This is a genomic window from Craterilacuibacter sp. (assembly GCF_051659485.1).
Taxonomy (GTDB): Bacteria; Pseudomonadota; Gammaproteobacteria; order Burkholderiales; family Chromobacteriaceae; genus Craterilacuibacter.
In genome coordinates this window covers 1-1,898 of the sequence record NZ_JBOFOO010000168.1, presented here as the reverse complement: position 1 = coordinate 1,898, position 1,898 = coordinate 1, and the positions used below count along the sequence as shown (strand labels likewise).

The window sequence follows — 1,898 nt, the reverse complement described above, 5'->3', positions numbered from 1 at the left end:
ACGTCAAACCAGTGCTGAAACAGTTCGATGCTGCGCTCTTGCGGCCACAAGGCCTCGTCGCCACACCAGTCGGCCAATTCGGCTTCGAACAACATGGCCAGACGATCCGACATAAACCCGGCCACCATGTCCATATCGTCGGCAGGCGGAATCAGCAAGGCATTGGCGCTGGCTCGCAGCGCATCCAGCGAGATGTCTTCCGGCTGGCCACCGGGCAAGGCACACAGCCAATCAAGAAAAGGCTGACGCGGCTTAAGCAGCACCAGCGAGCGGTTGACTTCATGCATGGAATATCCTTGGTTCAGCGGGTTGAAAGTTCATTGTCGGAGGTAAAACTCCATTTGCGCGCAATTTCCAGCGAGCCGAATTGTGCGGCCAAAGCGGGTGGAAACGGCGAGAATGGCGCGGCCATACGCACGATTTTAAGCGCGGCCTCGTCAAGCATAGGCTGGCCGGAGCTGCGGCTGACGCTGACGCTCAATAGCCGGCCATCCGAGCCCAGCACTACCTTAAGCACCAGAGAGCCGAATACGCCCTGCCGCCTAGCCTCCTCCGGATAGTTCAGTTTGCCGATACGCTCTATTTTCAAGCGCCAGTCTTCGGCATAGCGCGCCCATTCGACACCATGTGCGCTCACGCCAAACACCGCACGTACCGGTGCGGCATCATTGGGCGAAAAACGGGGCGCAATCTCGCCATTATTCTGTACGGCCAGCGCACGGGCCTGCGCCAACAAGCTGTCGCTACTTGGCAGCGACTCACCCTTGTCGGCAATCGCATAGGGCGCGCTATCGCGCGTCAGCCGCTCGTGCTTGGCGCTAGGCTGCAGACGCCCTTCTGCCGTGACCCCGTTAGAGGACGGTAGCGGTGCGGCTTCGGGTGCCGTTGCCCGGGTATCCGGCACGGCATTGCCTCCGTCATGGCTATCTGCCTGCGCCAGTTCACCGATCTCTTCCGGCGGTTTTTCAAGATTGGGCTTATGCAGCAGACTGACTTTAAGCTCGGACATGGCCGCGCTGCCAACAAGAGGGCGCACAGGTGCAGACGGGCCAGCCAAAAGCAGGAGATGGATAGCCAGAGACAGCAGGAGGGCAACCTTGATGAAGGTCGCGCTATCTACCCGGGGAGAAGGCATAAAACGCGGTGCGGTACTCATCGTGCCGCACGCGCGCAAGAAGCGGAAATAGGCATAGTGCCCAGTTTAACGCACCAAGAGGCTACGCAACATCCATGCAGTCTTTTCATGCACTTGCAGGCGCTGGGTAATCAGGTCGCCCGTCGCTTCATCACCACACTGCTCGATAAGCGGAAATACTGCGCGTGCCGTACGGCATACGGCTTCGTGGCCGGCAACCAGCTGGGCAATCATGTCTTCGGCTTTAGGTATGCCTTCGGCTTCGGAAATGGAAGTCAGGGCGGCAAACTGGCTGTAGCTACCCGGTGCGAAATGATCCAGCGAACGGATGCGCTCGGCCACCATATCGACAGCCAGAGACAATTCGGTGTACTGCTCCTCGAACATCAGGTGCAGGGTGCGGAACATCGGGCCGGAAACGTTCCAGTGAAAATTGTGCGTCTTCAAATAAAGCGTATAGCTGTCTGCCAGCAGCTTGGACAAACCATGCGCAATTGCAGCACGGTCTTCAGTCGAGATACCGATGTCCATGAATCAATCTCCTTGGGGGATAAGTAGGGATGTGCTCTACACTAGGCCTTTTGAGCGAAGTCATTGCAAGCGATGAAACCCTGGTTAAGCCAGCACGCACATGGTGTGCGCCTGACATTACACGTTCAGCCCGGCGCAAAAAAAACCCAATGCGCCGGCGAACACGGTGAGGCACTCAAAATACGCTTGGCGGCGCCGCCAGTCGATGGCAAGGCCAATCATGCACTGATTA

Annotated in this window: 4 protein-coding genes; 1 reads left to right on the top strand and 3 read right to left on the bottom strand. The window is 58.0% G+C overall.

Annotated elements, in window-relative coordinates:
- The 3 genes from ACRC1E_RS05860 to ACRC1E_RS05850 form a co-directional block, all read right to left on the bottom strand.
- On the bottom strand, positions 1 to 287 hold a 287-nt coding region (locus tag ACRC1E_RS05860; RefSeq protein ID WP_438514175.1), incomplete at its 3' end, for a VacJ.
- Positions 288 to 301: 14 nt separating this feature from the next.
- The gene (locus tag ACRC1E_RS05855; RefSeq protein WP_438514174.1) at positions 302 to 1,156 is read right to left on the bottom strand and encodes a TonB family protein; all 855 of its coding nucleotides are present in this window, start codon (positions 1,154 to 1,156) and stop codon (positions 302 to 304) included.
- Between the two features lie 45 nt (positions 1,157 to 1,201).
- Positions 1,202 to 1,666: a Dps family protein gene (locus ACRC1E_RS05850; RefSeq protein WP_438514173.1), complete on the bottom strand. Its 465-nt coding sequence runs from the start codon at positions 1,664 to 1,666 to the stop codon at positions 1,202 to 1,204.
- Between the two features lie 72 nt (positions 1,667 to 1,738).
- Here ACRC1E_RS05850 and ACRC1E_RS05845 point away from each other — a divergent pair.
- A partial coding sequence (locus ACRC1E_RS05845) for a DUF167 domain-containing protein (RefSeq protein ID WP_438514176.1) occupies positions 1,739 to 1,898 on the top strand: 160 nt, incomplete at its 3' end.

What these genes read in the sequence shown, in the direction of transcription:
- ACRC1E_RS05855 (WP_438514174.1), bottom strand. Translation starts at nt 1,156, where the DNA reads ATGAGTACCGCACCGCGTTTTATGCCTTCTCCCCGGGTAGATAGCGCG.
- ACRC1E_RS05850 (WP_438514173.1), bottom strand. Translation starts at nt 1,666, where the DNA reads ATGGACATCGGTATCTCGACTGAAGACCGTGCTGCAATTGCGCATGGT.